Raw genomic sequence first — 13,162 nt, 5'->3', positions numbered from 1 at the left:
CGTTCCTTTTCCCTCCGAACAAGCCCCGACATGTTCAGACCTCTCTTCGTATTTATCGGCACGCGTTACACCCGTGCAAAGCGTCGCAATCATTTTGTGTCATTCATTTCCCTGACTTCGATGATCGGGCTCGCCCTTGGCGTGGTCGTGATGATCGTGGTGCTCTCGGTGATGAACGGCTTCGATCATGAGATGCGCACCCGCGTGCTGGGCATGGTGCCCCACGCGACCATCGAGTCCGGCGAGCCGATCAGCGATTGGCAAAGCCTGGCGGCCAAGGTCAAGCAGAACCCGCAGGTGGCGGCCGTGGCGCCGTTTACGCAAATGCAGGGCTTGCTGACCAATAACGGCAAGGTCTCGAAAGTCCTGCTCAATGCCATCGACCCGGCGCAAGAGCGTCAGGTGTCGATCATCGATCACTTCATGACCCAGGGAAAACTCGACGATCTGGTGCCGGGCGAGTTTGGCATCGTCATCGGCGACAAGGCTGCGACCAAGCTCGGAGCCGCGATCGGCGACAAGCTGACCTTCGTCGCACCGGAGGTCACCGTGACCCCGGCCGGGATGTTCCCGCGCATGAAGCGCTTTACCGTGGTCGGCATTTTCCATGTCGGCGCCGGCGAGCTCGATGGTTATCTGGGCGTCACCAACCTGCAGGATCTGGCCCGGCTGCACCGCTGGAAACCGGATCAGGTCCAGGGCCTGCGCCTGAAGTTCGACGACCTGTTCCAGGCACCGCGCACCGCGTGGAGCATCGCCCGCGATCTCGGTGAAGACCGCTACTACGCCCGCGACTGGACCCGCACCCACGGCAACCTGTACCAGGCGATCCGCATGGAAAAAGCCATGATCGGCCTGTTGCTGCTGCTGATTGTCGCGGTCGCGGCGTTCAACATCATTTCCACGCTGGTGATGGTGGTGAACGACAAGAAGGGCGACATCGCGATCCTGCGCACCTTGGGCGCCACGCCGGGCACGATCATGCGCACGTTCATGGTGCAAGGCACGGTCATTGGCGTGGTCGGTACCGCGATCGGCGCGGTGGTCGGGATCTTCGCCGCGCTGAATGTCAGTGCCGCGATCTCGGCCCTCGAAGGCCTGATCGGCCACAAGTTCCTCAACGCCGACGTGTACTTCATCGATTACCTGCCATCGCAAGTGCAGAGCCAGGACGTGGTGATGGTCTGCTCTGCGGCGTTGGTCCTGAGTTTCCTCGCCACCCTGTATCCAGCCTGGCGTGCCGCGCGCACCCAGCCTGCGGAGGCGCTACGTTATGAGTGAGTCGGGCATGAGTGATAAAGCAATCTTGAGCTGCCGCAGCCTGGGCAAGTCCTACGAGGAAGGTCCGGAGTCGGTGGAAGTGTTGGCCGACCTGCAACTGGAGTTGCACCCGGGCGAGCGCGTGGCGATCGTCGGCAAGTCGGGCTCGGGCAAAAGTACCTTGCTCAATCTGCTGGGCGGCCTCGATACGCCGACCAAGGGCAGCGTCTGGCTCGACGGCGAGGAACTGTCGGCGTTGAGCGAGAAGAAACGCGGCCTGCTGCGTAACCGCGCCCTCGGCTTCGTGTACCAGTTCCACCACCTGCTGCCGGAATTCACCGCGCTGGAAAACGTCTGCATGCCGCTGCTGATCGGCAAGACCGCGATCCCCGAAGCGCGCCAGCGTGCCACGGCGTTGCTGGAGCGGGTAGGGCTGGGCCATCGCCTGGAGCACAAGCCGGCCGAATTGTCCGGTGGTGAGCGTCAGCGCGTGGCCATCGCCCGCGCCCTGGTGAACACACCGGGCCTGGTGATGCTCGACGAGCCAACCGGCAACCTCGACTCCCACACCGCCCAGGGCATTCAGGACTTGATGCTGGAACTCAGCACCTCGATGCGCACGGCGTTCCTGGTGGTGACCCACGACATGAACCTGGCCCGCCAGATGGACCGCGTCCTGCACCTGCAGGAAGGCTGTCTCACTCCCATCTGATTGGCTGAAACCCGATGTCTGGAAAGGCGTCGGGTCTATTATTTCCATACGGTGCCCCAGCGAATGTTCAGACCGTTATCGATCTTTATCGGCACGCGCTATACCCGCGCCAAGCGCCGCAATCGCTTTGTTTCCTTCATCTCGATGACGTCGATGATCGGCCTCGCCCTCGGCGTTCTGGCGATGATCGTGGTGCTGTCGGTGATGAACGGCTTCCAGCGCGAAATGAGCTCGCGCATCCTCGGCATGGTGCCGCACGCCACCATCGTCGGCGTCAATCCGATTGATGACTGGAAACCCGTGGCAGCGGCGGCGATGAAAAACCCGGAAGTGACGGCGGCAGTGCCGTTCACCGAGATGGAGGGCATGCTGTCCTACAAGGGCACGATGCAGCCAATCCAGGTCAGCGGTGTCGACCCGGCGCTGGAAGGCCAGGTGTCGATCGTCGCCAAGCACATCGTCCAGGGCAGTCTCGAAGCCCTGAAACCGGGCGAATTCGGCGTGGTGATCGGCGAGATCACGGCGCGCCGCTTCCGCTTGAACGTCGGCGACAAGATCACCCTGATCGTGCCGGAAGTCAGCAATGCGCCGGGCGGCATTACCCCGCGCATGCAGCGGCTGAATGTGGTCGGCGTGTTCAAGGTCGGTGCGGAGCTGGACGGCACCATGGCGCTGATCCACATGGCCGATGCCGCGCAGATGCAGCACTGGGAGCCGAATCAGGTGCAGAGCGTGCGCCTGGCGGTGAAGGACCTGTATGCCGCGCCGCAAGTGTCGAGCGACATCGCCACGGGGCTGGGCGCCGCCTACAAGGCTGACGACTGGACCCACACCCAGGGCAGCCTGTTCAGCGCAATGAAAATGGAAAAAACCATGATCGGCCTGCTGTTGCTGATGATCGTCGCGGTGGCGGCGTTCAACATCATCGCGACCCTGATCATGGTGGTGAACGACAAGGGCGCGGACATCGCGATCCTGCGCACCATCGGCGCCACGCCACGGCAGATCATGGCGATCTTCATGGTGCAGGGCACGGTGATCGGCATCGTCGGCACCCTGATTGGCGGTGTGTTAGGCGTGATTGCCGCGCTGAACGTCAGCCAGATCGTGGGCTGGATCGAGCGGGTCAGCGGGCAGCATATCTTCAGTTCCGACGTGTATTTCGTCAGCAACCTGCCGTCCGAGCTGCAAGGCGCGGATGTGGCGCTGATCTGCACGGCGGGCTTCGTCATGAGCTTCCTGGCCACGGTTTACCCGGCATGGCGGGCGGCGAAGATCGAGCCGGCTTACGCTCTTCGGTATTCGTAACCCGTCACACCGCCATCGCGAGCAAGCTCGCTCCCACATTAGATCTGAGTCAACTCGGTCAACAGTGGGAGCGAGCAAGCTCGCTCTCACATTAGATCTGAGTCAACTCGGTCAACTGTGGGAGCGAGCTTGCTCGCGATGAGGCCGGAACTGCCGGCCTCAATCCCCCCTTGGCAACTCGATCACAAACCGCGTCCACCCCTTCTCCGATTCACAGCGAATCTGCCCGCCATGGGCACGGATGATCGACTGGGTGATCGCCAGTCCCAGTCCCGCATGTTCGCTGCTGCCTTCACGACGCGCAGGATCGGCCCGGTAAAACCGGTCAAACAGGCGCGGCAATAGATCTTCTGAAATCTGTAGGCCCGTGTTTTCAACGGTCAGGCGCAGTTCTTTTGGCTGATCGACGATTCGCACCCGAACCTCGCCCTCGGCCGGGGTGAAGCGCAGTGCGTTGTCCAGCAGGTTCGACAACGCCCGCCGCAACATGCTGCGATCACCCTCCATGCGGCCCAGCCCTTCGCGGGTGAGCGTGACCCGGGCGTCTTCGGCCAGCGGCGCAAAAAACTCCAGCAGCAGATCCGCTTCCTGTCCCAGCTCCAAAGGCTCGCGTTTGGGCATCAACAACCCATGGTCAGCCTTGGCCAGATAGAGCATGTCATTGACCAGTTGCGCCATCCATTGCAATTCTTCGAGGTTGCTGTGCAGGGCCTCGCGATAGTCCTCGAGGGGGCGCGGGCGGGTGAGGGTGACCTGGGTGTGGGTCAGCAGGTTCGACAATGGCGTGCGCAGTTCATGGGCAATGTCGGCGGAGAACGCGGACAGGCGCTGAAACGAGTCGTCGAGGCGTCCGAGCATGGCGTTGAAGTTGTGGGCCATTTCCGCCAGTTCCGGCGGCATGTTTTCTTCAGGCAACCGCGCGTTCAGCGATTGCGCGGAAACACCGCTGGCCACCGCACTGATCCGCCGCAGCGGGCGCAAGCCGCTGCGTGCCGCCCAGGCGCCCAGCAGGGCGGTAGCCAGGGCCGACAGGCCGACGGTCAGCCAGATCAAATGCTGCATGCGTTGCAGGAAGTGCTGGTGGTGGGTGATGTCCAGCAGCAAGGTCAGTTGCGGTGACTCGGGTTTGTCCGCGAAAAGCGGTGCATTCAGGACGCGGTAATCCATGCCGTCATGGCTTACCGTCGACAATCCGGGCTGGCGCGGCAATACCTGGGGAATGTTGGTCGAGCTGTCATACCAGCGCTGGCCGTCGCTGCCGGTGATTCGCAGGGGCAGGCCAGCCTGCCGGCTCAATTCCTCCGCCAGCTTCGTTTCGCTGTCACTCGACTGGAAGTCGTGCAAGGCCCGACGCAAGCCAATCAGTTTGCCGTCCAGCAGTTGCTGGTCGAGCTCAATGAAGTGCGCCTCGCTGGCGCGGCTGAACAGCACTCCGGCGAACAACGACACCACGGCGGTGCAGGCGGCAAACAACAGCGCCAGGCGGCTGCTCAAGGACAGCCGGCGCATCAGGCGGGGCGCTCTTCGAGGACGTAACCCATGCCGCGCACGGTGTGGATCAGTTTGTTGGGGAATTCATCGTCGATCTTCAGGCGCAGACGACGGATCGCCACCTCGATGACATTGGTGTCGCTGTCGAAATTCATGTCCCACACCTGGGACGCAATCAGCGACTTGGGCAGGACTTCACCCTGGCGGCGCAGGAGCATTTCCAGCAGTGCGAACTCCTTGGCGGTCAGGTCGATACGCTGGCCGCTGCGTTCGACCCGGCGACGGATCAGGTCCAGGCGCAAATCGGCCAGTTGCAGGCTGGTCTCCTGCGGCGTGGCACTGCCGCGACGCAACAGGCTGCGCACTCGCGCCAGCAATTCGGAGAAGGCAAACGGCTTGACCAGATAGTCATCGGCGCCCAGTTCGAGGCCGTGAACCCTGTCCTCCACGGCGTCACGTGCTGTCAGAAAAAGTACCGGCGTGTCCAGGCCAGCGCTGCGCACCGCTTGCAGAATCTGCCAGCCGTCACGACCGGGCAGCATCACATCGAGAATCAGCAGGGCATATTCGCCGCTGAGGGCCAATTGCTGGCCGGTGTTGCCGTCGGCCACCAGTTCCGTGTTGAACCCGGCCTCGGCCAGGCCCTGGCGCAGGTAATGGCCGGTTTTCGGTTGGTCTTCGACGATCAGCAGTTTCATGGGCAGCTCTTGGCAGATGGAACGAACGCTTTATACCGTGGGCAGCGTTCATACAGGTCAACCTGACAAAGTTGTAATCTGGCTGTCAGGTTGCGGGCAGTGGCAGCAGTTTAGAGTTTTCCCCATGCTGAGCCTTATCTTGTTGGAGTATGACGATGTTTTTACGCAAGTCCGTGGCGCACATCCTGTGTTTGCTGGCGCTGAGTTCACCGGTGTGGGCGGACGCCGGGCATAGCTACGATTTCGGTCAGCCGGCCCCGGCGGCCAAGGCGACCCGCAGCATCGAGGTGGTGATGGAGGACATGTCATTCACGCCGCAGGCCATCGACATCAAGGCCGGGGAAACCGTGCGCTTCGTGCTGGTCAATAAAGGCCAGTTGTTGCATGAGTTCAACCTGGGGGATGCGGCGATGCACGCCAGACACCAGCAGGAAATGTTGCAGATGCAACAGAGCGGCATGCTGACACCCACCGGCATGAAGGCCATGGACCACGGCAACATGGCCGGCATGGATCACGGTTCGATGGACCACGGCATGAAGCATGACGACCCGAACAGCGTGCTGGTGGAGCCGGGCAAGACCGCCGAGCTGACCTGGACCTTCAGCAAGGCCACCAGCCTCGAATTTGCCTGCAACATCCCCGGTCATTACGAGGCTGGCATGGTCGGCAAACTGACTGTCAGTCAGTAAGCACTCAAAGGCGGGAGCAAAGGCTGATAGAATCCACTGATTCTTCAGTCAGGTTTCCGCCATGCATCCCGCAGCCGAACACTCGCCGCTGGGCAAGTCCAGCGAATACATCGCCACCTACACGCCGTCCTTGCTGTTCCCGATCCCGCGCACCGCGAAGTGGGCGGAACTGGGCCTGACGGCTGAAACCCTGCCGTATAAAGGCGTGGACTTCTGGAACTGCTTCGAGCTGTCCTGGCTGCTGCCGTCGGGCAAGCCGGTGGTGGCGATCGGCGAATTCAGCATTCCGGCGGATTCGCCGAACATCATCGAGTCGAAGTCGTTCAAGCTGTACCTCAACTCCCTGAACCAGACGCCGTTTGCCGATACCGCGAGCCTTGAGGCGACGTTGGTCAAGGATTTGTCGGCGGCTGCCGGCAAGCCGGTGGGCGTGCGCATTCGCAGTCTCAAGGATGTCGAGAGCGAAGGCGTCGTGGCCTTGCCGGGCGTGTGCATCGATGAGCTGGATATCAGCGTCAGCAACTACGAGCATCCACGGCCGGAACTGCTGCGTTGCGATGATTCGCGCATTGTCGAGGAGAGCGTGCACAGCCATTTGCTCAAGTCCAACTGCCCGGTCACCAGCCAGCCGGACTGGGGCAGCGTGGCGGTGGAGTACCGTGGCGCGGCGCTGGATCACGCGAGTCTGCTCGAATACATCGTCAGCTTCCGCCAGCACTCGGACTTCCATGAGCAGTGTGTAGAGCGGATCTTCCTCGACCTGCAGCGGTTGCTCAAGCCGGAGAAACTGACGGTGTATGCGCGTTATGTGCGCCGTGGCGGGCTGGATATCAACCCGTACCGCAGCACCGAAGAGGTGCAGCTGCCGAACCATCGCCTGGTCCGTCAATAAAGATCCAATTGTAGGAGCGAGCTTGCTCGCGATGGTGTGTCAGTAGACGCCAAGGTAGCTGACACTCCATCGCGAGCAAGCTCGCTCCTACAAAGGCATTGTCGGGTTCAGATCCCCATGTTGGCCAAGGCCTGCCCGATGTTGCGCAGGGTGCCGGCAAGGGTAGGGTGTTCGAGTTCGAAGCGTTCCACGGCCAGGTTGACGCCATCGGCGAGGCTGGATCCCTGGGTTTTGGTTTCCAGCTCAAGTTCAAGTTCGATCTGTTCCATCAGCGCGTGCAGGTCAGCGCGCTCGGCTTCGGAAAGCGGAGGATTCTGTTCCAATTGCTCGCGCAGGGCATTGAGCTGTTCTTGCAGTTCGCGGGCGGGCATGGCGTTCTTCCTTCTTTAATCGATAGGCACTGGCATAGACCATGACCGAAGGCCAAAGGTCGATGCCTGACCTTTAGATTAATCCACTCGCGCGCAACCTGCATGATCTCGGTCAGGGCTTTTCGCCCTTGAGCCGACGCAAGCTGATATCGGCCAGGCAGGTGTCGAGTTCACCGAGGTGGTCAATCACCGAATGCACGCCCAGGCCGAACAGTTGCATCGTCGCCCTGGCGCGTTTGATGTCGCGCCCCTGCGGGGTCAGCGCTTGCCATTCCTGAGGCGTCAATCCGCACAGCGAGCCGCAGGACGCCAGGCCGATGGTCCACAACCCGGCATTGAGCCCCGCTTGCAGCAGGCGGGGTTCGCCGCTCACCAGTACGCAGCCGTCGAGTCGCTCGACATTCAGGGTCATCAAGGCTTGCCAGCAGGCGTTCGGGGCGGGCCATGGGGTATTTGTTGCTAGATGTTGCGATTGCTTGATCCATTCAGGCAACGCAGCGGCCAGGGGTTGGCTCAGGGCAGGGGGCAGCTCATCGAGCCAGGCGCAGGGGATTTTCCGGCGCTGCAAGCTGCGCAGGCTATCCAGTGCGCCGGGTGTGGCCTCGGCATGTTCAGCCGAGTGGCTGCCGTGCCGGTGCGTGTGTGCGCCGAAATCCACCAGGCAGCCACTGAGACCGAACAGTACGGCGGTCAGGCTGGGTGCGGCTTGGGGCAAGGCTTCGGCGAGCGGCATGTGGACGTCCCTGAAATAGCCTGAAGGCTAGCGGGCGACGGTGACAGTTGAGTGACATGGACGTGAATCGCTCGCATTTTGCACGATTCCTTCGATGTGGATTTGGTGCAAAGTGCCTTAAACAGCGTTTACGTCTTATACTTGGCAACTTATTGCCCGGGCCAAGTGCCCGAGCCAGTACAAACCAAGGAGTTTTTTCTATGCGCTGGAGCAATCATCTAGCCAGGATTTGTGTATGCGCCAGTGCGATGCTGGTTCCGTTCGTTGCCCAGGCAGCCACGGAAGATGATCCTTGGGAAAGCGTCAACCGCCCGATTTACAAGTTCAACGACCTGATCGACACCTATGCGCTCAAACCCCTGGCCCAGGGCTACCAGTACGTAACGCCACAGTTTGTCGAAGACGGCGTTCACAACTTCTTTCGCAACATCGGCGATGTGCGCAACCTGGCCAACGATATCCTGCAGGCCAAACCTCGCGCCGCAGGTGTTGATAGCGCACGAATCATTTTCAACACCACCTTCGGCTTGCTGGGCGTCATCGATGTCGGCACCAGAATGGGCCTGCAGCGCAATGACGAAGACTTCGGTCAGACGCTGGGTTACTGGGGGGTCGGCAGCGGCCCTTACTTGATGCTGCCATTCCTGGGGCCAAGCACCTTGCGTGATGCACCGTCCAGGTACGTCGACAGCTACACCGGCGCTTATCGTTACGTAAACGACATTCCGGTGCGTAACTCGTTCTTTGCCCTGGATGTCGTCGATACCCGCGCCAACCTGCTGTCGAGCGAGAGGCTGATCACCGGCGACAAGTACACCTTCATCCGCAATGCGTACTTGCAGAACCGTGAGTTCAAGGTGAAAGACGGTCAGGTTGAAGACGATTTCTGATCTCGACCGGTAAACTGAAAAAGGCGGCCATCAACAGGCCGCCTTTTTTGTCTGTGAAGACCCGCATGCGGATGTAATCACGCTTTTCACTGTAGTCCCGGCCGGTTTGACTCGTGGGTTCGAACCTTCCATTGGGTTACGGATCTGCCTGTTCTTATAACTCTCGGTGATTTGACAAATAAAGACGTCAAGCGACCATCGGTGTGAGCTTGAAACGCCCCGCGGATGGGAGTACCGTCTGCGCCTTAGAAGGGCACCTCTGGTGTACAAGTGTGTAGGGCAAATGCCCGATAGCGGTGCGACAGAGAGGCTAGAAAGCGAATCCAGTAGTCAGCGCCGGGCCAAAGTCCCCGCCTGCTACGCCAACCTAATTCTGGCGCCGTTTGCCCACATGCCAAAAACCAGTGCCACGCTGCTGATAATCGATGATGACGAAGTAGTGCGCGCGAGCCTCGCCGCCTATTTGGAAGACAGTGGTTTCAGTGTCTTGCAGGCCAGCAATGGCCAGCAGGGCCTTCAGGTATTCGAGCAAGACAAGCCCGACCTGGTCATCTGCGATCTGCGCATGCCGCAGATGGGCGGACTCGAACTCATTCGCCAGGTGACCGGGTTGTCGCCGCAAACGCCGGTGATTGTGGTTTCGGGTGCGGGCGTGATGAACGACGCGGTCGAAGCCCTGCGCCTGGGCGCAGCGGACTACCTGATCAAGCCTCTCGAAGATCTGGCCGTGCTCGAGCACTCTGTGCGCCGGGCCCTGGATCGTGCGCGCCTGTTGCTGGAGAACCAGCGCTACCGCGAGAAGCTGGAGAAGGCCAATCGCGAGCTCGAAGCCAGCCTGAACCTGCTCCAGGAGGACCAGAACGCCGGTCGCCAGGTGCAGATGAACATGCTGCCGGTCAGCCCCTGGACCATCAACGAGTTCAAATTTGCTCACCAGATCATCCCGTCGCTGTACCTGTCGGGTGATTTCGTCGACTACTTCCGGGTCGACGAGCGCCGGGTAGCCTTTTACCTGGCGGACGTTTCCGGTCATGGCGCCTCTTCAGCCTTCGTCACCGTGCTGTTGAAGTTCATGACCACGCGCTTGCTGTTCGAGTCCCGGCGCAGCGGCACCTTGCCGGAATTCAAGCCTTCAGAGGTTCTTGGTCATATCAACCGGGGCCTGATCAGTTGTAAGCTGGGTAAACACGTCACAATGGTCGGTGGAGTCATCGACGAGGAGACCGGTTTGTTGACCTATAGCATCGGCGGTCATCTGCCGTTGCCAGTGTTGTACACGCCAGACAGTGTTCGTTATCTGGAAGGGCGTGGCCTGCCGGTGGGCCTCTTCAACGAAGCCACCTACGAAGACCACGTGCTGGAACTGCCACCGACGTTCAGCCTGACGCTGATGTCTGACGGTATTCTGGACCTTTTGCCAGAACCCACACTCAAAGAAAAAGAGGCGGCGTTGCCCCAACGGGTCAAGGCTGCGGGCGGCACCCTGGATGGGCTGCGGCAGGTTTTTGGATTGGCCACGCTAGGGGAGATGCCGGATGATATCGCCCTGTTGGTGTTGAGCAGGAATCTTTGATGAGTACTGGTAGAATCCAGTTCGCCGAGCAGGACGGCACCTTCGTCCTCAAGTTCGTCGGTGAAGTTCGCCTGACCCTGTGTTCGGCGTTGGATGCGACTATAGAGAAAATCTTCACCGCGAAGAATTTCAACGCGATCGTGATCGATTTGACCGAAACCCGCAGCATCGACAGCACCACCCTGGGCCTGCTGGCCAAGCTGTCGATCCTGTCGCGGCAACAGGTCGGCCTGCTGCCGACCGTCGTCACCACCCACGAAGACATCACCCGTCTGCTGCAGTCCATGGGCTTCGAGCAGGTGTTCAACATCGTCGACCAGCCTGTACCCTGCCCGGAATGCCTGGACGACCTGCCAGACCAGGATCAGTCCGAAGAAGTGGTGCGGATCAAAGTGCTTGAAGCGCACAAAATCCTCATGGGCCTGAACGACACCAATCGTGAAGCCTTCCATGATCTGGTGAATGCGCTGGAGCGGCACTGATCCCCTGAGGTGATGTGGGCCGGACTGGCCCCATCGCGAGAACCCCGCACCCACAAAAAAGGGCGAACCCACCAAGGCTCGCCCTTTTTGCATCACACCTACTCAGATCACAGCCTGGCCTCCCACAGGTTTTTCGTTCAGCACATGACCTCAGCCATCCCGCAAATCCCTGTGGGAACGAGCCTGCTCGCGATGGCGTCCGCAAGAACCCCACATCAACAAAAAAGGGCGAACCCACCAAGGCTCGCCCTTTTTGCATCACACCTACTCAGATCACAGCCTGGCCTCCCACAGGTTTTTCGTTCAGCACATGACCTCAGCCATCCCGCAAATCCCTGTGGGAGCGAGCTTGCTCGCGATGGCGTCCGCAAGAACCCCGCACCCACAAAAAAGGGCGAACCCACCAAGGCTGGCCCTTTTTGCATCACACTCAGATCACAGCTTGGCCTCCCACAGGTTTTTCGTTCAGCACACGACCTCAGCCATCCCGCAAATCCCTGTGGGWRCSAGCCTGCTYGCGATGGCGGTGGGCCAACCAGCGAAGATGTTGAAGCTGACGGCCCCATCGCGAGCAGGCTCGCTCCCACAGGTTTTTCGTTCAGCACACGACCTCAGCCATCCCGCAAATCCCTGTGGGWGCCAGCCTGCTKGCGATGGCGGTGGGCCAACCAGCGAAGATGTTGAAGCTGACGGCCCCATCGCGAGCAGGCTCGCTCCCACAAGGTCCYTCGTTTAGCACACGACCTCAGCCAGCCCACAGGGTCCCGTGTGCGCCGCATTATTATTGTGGGAGCCAGCCTGCTGGCGATGGCGGTGGGCCAGCCAGCGAAGATGTTGAAGCTGACGGCCCCATCGCGAGCAAGCTCGCTCCCACAGGTTTTTCGTTCAGCACAYGACCTCAGCCATCCCGCAAATCCCTGTGGGAGCGGGCTTGCTCGCGATGGCGTCCGCAAGAACTCCGCACCCACAAAAAAGGGCGAACCCACCAGGGTTCGCCCTTTTTGCATCACACCCACTCAGATCACAGCTTGGCCTGCAACAACGCCTCAAGCTTCTCCTGATCCCGCGCGAACTGACGAATCCCCTCAGCCAGCTTCTCGGTCGCCATCGCATCTTCGTTGGACAACCAGCGGAACTGCGCCTCGTTGAGGCTCAGGCGCGCTTCACCGGCATGGCCCGGCACCAGTTTGCGCTCCAGCTTGCCGGTATCCGCCGCCAGCTTGTCGATCAGGTCCGGGCTGATAGTCAGGCGGTCGCAGCCGGCCAGATGCTCGATCTGGCCCAGATTGCGGAAGCTCGCCCCCATGACCACGGTCTTGTAGTCATTGGCCTTGTAGTAGTTGTAGATGCGCGTCACCGACTGCACGCCCGGATCATCCGCGCCGGTGTAGTCGTTGCCGTTGGCTTTCTTGTACCAGTCGTAGATGCGGCCTACGAATGGCGAAATCAGGAACACCCCGGCATCGGCGCAAGCGGCTGCCTGGGCGAAGGAGAACAGCAGGGTCAGGTTGGTCTGGATGCCTTCCTTTTCCAGGATCTCGGCAGCGCGGATGCCTTCCCAGGTGGACGCGATCTTGATCAGCACGCGGTCGCGACCAATACCGGCCTTGTCGTACAGCTCGATCAGGCGATGCGCACGCTTCAACACGGCGTCAGTGTCGAACGACAGGCGCGCATCCACTTCGGTGGAAATACGGCCCGGGATCACTTTCAGGATTTCTTGCCCCACGGCCACGCCAAAACGGTCGCTGGCCAGGCCCACATCGCCCTTGCAGTCATTGACGCAGGCGTTCAGCAGCCCGGCATACGCCGGAATGGCCGCGGCCTTGAGCAGCAGGGAAGGGTTGGTGGTGGCGTCCACGGGTTTAACGCGAGCGATAGCTTCGAAGTCGCCGGTGTCGGCAACCACGGTGGTCATTTGCTTAAGTTGTTCCAGCTTGGAAGTCATGGGCGTGCTCTGTCCTATGGGTCTGATGACATTACCCGAGCGCTGACAGCCACTCAAGGGCGTGTACGTGTATCGATGGCCCCTGCGGCGACAACCTGAAAACAGGTGTTTG

General features: G+C 60.7%; 13 protein-coding genes. 8 read left to right on the top strand and 5 right to left on the bottom strand.

Translation table 11 applies throughout. The annotated features are described in order from the left end of the window. Window positions 1-30 precede the first annotated feature (30 nt). From AC1DKH_RS19190 to AC1DKH_RS19180, 3 genes are all read left to right on the top strand, one after another. Complete coding sequence (locus AC1DKH_RS19190; protein ID WP_477798950.1) at window positions 31-1,281, top strand: lipoprotein-releasing ABC transporter permease subunit; 1,251 nt, start codon at window positions 31-33, stop codon at window positions 1,279-1,281. A 7-nt stretch (window positions 1,282-1,288) separates the two neighbouring features. Beyond that, window positions 1,289-1,972, top strand: a complete 684-nt coding sequence (gene lolD / locus AC1DKH_RS19185; protein WP_218428817.1) for a lipoprotein-releasing ABC transporter ATP-binding protein LolD — start codon at window positions 1,289-1,291, stop codon at window positions 1,970-1,972. 63 nt (window positions 1,973-2,035) lie between these two features. Next, window positions 2,036-3,280, top strand: a complete 1,245-nt coding sequence (locus AC1DKH_RS19180) for a lipoprotein-releasing ABC transporter permease subunit (RefSeq protein ID WP_150724713.1) — start codon at window positions 2,036-2,038, stop codon at window positions 3,278-3,280. A 159-nt stretch (window positions 3,281-3,439) separates the two neighbouring features. Here AC1DKH_RS19180 and AC1DKH_RS19175 read toward each other — a convergent pair whose 3' ends face one another. Together AC1DKH_RS19175 and AC1DKH_RS19170 are read right to left on the bottom strand one after the other, a co-directional pair. Continuing rightward, the gene (locus AC1DKH_RS19175) at window positions 3,440-4,789 is read right to left on the bottom strand and encodes a heavy metal sensor histidine kinase (RefSeq protein ID WP_477798949.1); all 1,350 of its coding nucleotides are present in this window, start codon (window positions 4,787-4,789) and stop codon (window positions 3,440-3,442) included. Beyond that, a complete protein-coding gene (locus AC1DKH_RS19170) occupies window positions 4,789-5,469 on the bottom strand; it encodes a heavy metal response regulator transcription factor (RefSeq protein ID WP_007995297.1) in 681 nt (226 codons plus the stop codon). Before AC1DKH_RS19170 ends, AC1DKH_RS19175 begins: the two co-directional genes overlap by 1 nt. Window positions 5,470-5,624: 155 nt before the next feature. Here AC1DKH_RS19170 and copI point away from each other — a divergent pair, with 155 nt between their 5' ends. Both copI and queF read left to right on the top strand, forming a co-directional pair. Then, on the top strand, window positions 5,625-6,161 hold the full coding sequence (gene copI / locus AC1DKH_RS19165) for a copper-resistant cuproprotein CopI (RefSeq protein ID WP_477798948.1): 537 nt from the start codon (window positions 5,625-5,627) through the stop codon (window positions 6,159-6,161). Between the two features lie 61 nt (window positions 6,162-6,222). Beyond that, a complete protein-coding gene (gene queF, locus AC1DKH_RS19160) occupies window positions 6,223-7,053 on the top strand; it encodes an NADPH-dependent 7-cyano-7-deazaguanine reductase QueF (RefSeq protein WP_477755952.1) in 831 nt (276 codons plus the stop codon). Between the two features lie 107 nt (window positions 7,054-7,160). Here the strand turns inward: queF and AC1DKH_RS19155 are convergent, their stop codons facing one another. Both AC1DKH_RS19155 and AC1DKH_RS19150 read right to left on the bottom strand, forming a co-directional pair. Further along, window positions 7,161-7,424, bottom strand: coding sequence for a DUF4404 family protein (locus tag AC1DKH_RS19155; protein WP_477755953.1), 264 nt, complete (start codon window positions 7,422-7,424; stop codon window positions 7,161-7,163). Between the two features lie 112 nt (window positions 7,425-7,536). After that, the gene (locus AC1DKH_RS19150; protein ID WP_477798947.1) at window positions 7,537-8,157 is read right to left on the bottom strand and encodes an HAD family phosphatase; all 621 of its coding nucleotides are present in this window, start codon (window positions 8,155-8,157) and stop codon (window positions 7,537-7,539) included. Window positions 8,158-8,357: 200 nt separating this feature from the next. On the opposite strand from AC1DKH_RS19150, the gene AC1DKH_RS19145 reads away from it, so the two are divergent. The 3 genes from AC1DKH_RS19145 to rssC all read left to right on the top strand — a co-directional run bounded on the left by AC1DKH_RS19145 (window position 8,358) and on the right by rssC (window position 11,102). Next, the gene (locus AC1DKH_RS19145; protein ID WP_477798946.1) at window positions 8,358-9,047 is read left to right on the top strand and encodes an MlaA family lipoprotein; all 690 of its coding nucleotides are present in this window, start codon (window positions 8,358-8,360) and stop codon (window positions 9,045-9,047) included. A gap of 391 nt (window positions 9,048-9,438) precedes the next feature. After that, a complete protein-coding gene (gene rssB / locus AC1DKH_RS19140; protein ID WP_477755956.1) occupies window positions 9,439-10,620 on the top strand; it encodes a two-component system response regulator RssB in 1,182 nt (393 codons plus the stop codon). Continuing rightward, window positions 10,620-11,102 carry an anti-sigma factor antagonist RssC gene (rssC, locus tag AC1DKH_RS19135; RefSeq protein WP_477755957.1) on the top strand — a complete coding sequence of 161 codons (483 nt, stop codon included), beginning with the start codon at window positions 10,620-10,622 and terminating at the stop codon, window positions 11,100-11,102. The genes rssB and rssC overlap by 1 nt, the downstream gene beginning before the upstream one ends. Before the next feature lie 1,021 nt (window positions 11,103-12,123). On the opposite strand, the gene tal is transcribed toward rssC, so the two are convergent. Beyond that, window positions 12,124-13,050: a transaldolase gene (gene tal, locus AC1DKH_RS19130; protein ID WP_477763451.1), complete on the bottom strand. Its 927-nt coding sequence runs from the start codon at window positions 13,048-13,050 to the stop codon at window positions 12,124-12,126. Window positions 13,051-13,162: the final 112 nt, after the last annotated feature.

This window comes from Pseudomonas sp. 05L36 (assembly GCF_056398125.1).
The sequence above is the reverse complement of the archived record's forward strand: the minus strand, read 5'-3'. Positions and strand labels throughout refer to the sequence as shown.

What these genes read in the sequence shown, in the direction of transcription:
- AC1DKH_RS19190 (WP_477798950.1), top strand. Translation starts at nt 31, where the DNA reads ATGTTCAGACCTCTCTTCGTATTTATCGGCACGCGTTACACCCGTGCA.
- lolD (WP_218428817.1), top strand. Translation starts at nt 1,289, where the DNA reads ATGAGTGATAAAGCAATCTTGAGCTGCCGCAGCCTGGGCAAGTCCTAC.
- AC1DKH_RS19180 (WP_150724713.1), top strand. Translation starts at nt 2,036, where the DNA reads ATGTTCAGACCGTTATCGATCTTTATCGGCACGCGCTATACCCGCGCC.
- AC1DKH_RS19175 (WP_477798949.1), bottom strand. Translation starts at nt 4,789, where the DNA reads ATGCGCCGGCTGTCCTTGAGCAGCCGCCTGGCGCTGTTGTTTGCCGCC.
- AC1DKH_RS19170 (WP_007995297.1), bottom strand. Translation starts at nt 5,469, where the DNA reads ATGAAACTGCTGATCGTCGAAGACCAACCGAAAACCGGCCATTACCTG.
- copI (WP_477798948.1), top strand. Translation starts at nt 5,625, where the DNA reads ATGTTTTTACGCAAGTCCGTGGCGCACATCCTGTGTTTGCTGGCGCTG.
- queF (WP_477755952.1), top strand. Translation starts at nt 6,223, where the DNA reads ATGCATCCCGCAGCCGAACACTCGCCGCTGGGCAAGTCCAGCGAATAC.
- AC1DKH_RS19155 (WP_477755953.1), bottom strand. Translation starts at nt 7,424, where the DNA reads ATGCCCGCCCGCGAACTGCAAGAACAGCTCAATGCCCTGCGCGAGCAA.
- AC1DKH_RS19150 (WP_477798947.1), bottom strand. Translation starts at nt 8,157, where the DNA reads ATGCCGCTCGCCGAAGCCTTGCCCCAAGCCGCACCCAGCCTGACCGCC.
- AC1DKH_RS19145 (WP_477798946.1), top strand. Translation starts at nt 8,358, where the DNA reads ATGCGCTGGAGCAATCATCTAGCCAGGATTTGTGTATGCGCCAGTGCG.
- rssB (WP_477755956.1), top strand. Translation starts at nt 9,439, where the DNA reads ATGCCAAAAACCAGTGCCACGCTGCTGATAATCGATGATGACGAAGTA.
- rssC (WP_477755957.1), top strand. Translation starts at nt 10,620, where the DNA reads ATGAGTACTGGTAGAATCCAGTTCGCCGAGCAGGACGGCACCTTCGTC.
- tal (WP_477763451.1), bottom strand. Translation starts at nt 13,050, where the DNA reads ATGACTTCCAAGCTGGAACAACTTAAGCAAATGACCACCGTGGTTGCC.